This is a genomic window from Streptomyces sp. NPDC091287 (assembly GCF_044768525.1).
Classification (GTDB): Bacteria; Actinomycetota; Actinomycetes; order Streptomycetales; family Streptomycetaceae; genus Streptomyces.
The window spans coordinates 1-1,263 of record NZ_JBIVUV010000052.1; the positions used below are offsets into that span (position 1 = coordinate 1).

1 protein-coding gene is annotated in these 1,263 nt (G+C 70.5%); it reads right to left on the reverse strand.

Annotated elements, in window-relative coordinates:
* Window positions 1-1,263: beta-ketoacyl synthase N-terminal-like domain-containing protein (locus tag ACIQRW_RS38390; RefSeq protein ID WP_403770014.1), on the reverse strand; the 1,263-nt coding region annotated here is incomplete at both ends.

A 1,263-nucleotide genomic window follows, 5' to 3' on the forward strand; every position in this document is an offset into this window, starting at 1 on the left:
GGCCAGCGCCTGCATGATGACCCGCTCCTGCGACGGGCCGTTGGGCGCGGTCAGGCCGTTGGACGCGCCGTCCTGGTTGACCGCGGAGCCACGGACGACTCCGAGGATCCGGCGGCCGTTGCGCACCGCGTCGGACAGCCGCTCCAGCAGGAGCAGGCCGACCCCTTCGGAGATGCCGGTGCCGTCCGCGTCGCCGGAGAACGCCTTGCAGCGGCCGTCCGTCGCGAGTCCCCGCTGACGGCTGAACTCCACGAACGGATCCGGCGTCGCCATGATCGTGACACCGCCGGCCAGCGCCAGTGAGCACTCACCCGACCGCAGTGCCTGTGCGGCAAGGTGGGTGGCCACCAACGAGGAGGAGCATGCGGTGTCGACCGTCATCGACGGCCCCTCCAGGCCGAGTCCGTACGAGACGCGACCTGACGTGACAGCTCCGGCGTTGCCCGTGCCCACCACGTCCTCGTTGCCCTTGGGCGCGGTCGTGAACCGGCTGGCGTAGTCGCGGTACATCGCGCCCGCGAACACACCGGTGTCGCTGCCGCGCAACGAGACCGGGTCGACCCCGGCGCTCTCCAGCGCCTCCCAGGAGGTCTCCAGCAACAGGCGCTGCTGCGGGTCCATGGCGGCGGCTTCACGTGGGCTGATGCCGAAGAACGCGGGGTCGAAGTCGCCCGCGTCATGCAGGAATCCGCCCACTGCCGAGTAGGTGGTGCCCGGCCGGGAGCTCTCCGGGTCGTACACCGCCTCCAGGTCCCAGCCACGGTCCGCGGGGAACTCCGAGATGCCCTCCGAACCCGAGACCAGCATGTTCCACAGGTCCTCCGGCGTGTTCACGTCGCCGGGGTATCGGCAGGCCATGCCGACGATGGCGATCGGCTCGTCCGCCGATGCCCGTGCCTCCACCTGGCGGCCGGTCTGCTGACCGGACAGCTTGCCGTGCAGGAACTCCGCGAGCGCCACAGGCGTCGGGTGGTCGAACGTGACCGTGGCAGGCAGCCGCATACCGGTGGCCGCGCCGAGGCGGTTGCGCAGCTCGACCGCCGTGAGCGAGTCGAATCCGAGGCTCTGGAACGCCGTGTCCGCGTCGATCGCGCCCGCGTCCGTGTGCCCCAGGGTCGTCGCGACGTGCTCCATCACCAGTGTCAGCAGCGATGCCTTGTCCGTCGCGCGCACGGTGGTGGCTGTGGTGCGGCGGGGGATGAGGTTGCGGAGGAGTGGGGGGATGGTGGGGTTTTTGCTGATGGTGGTGAGGTTGAGGGGGGT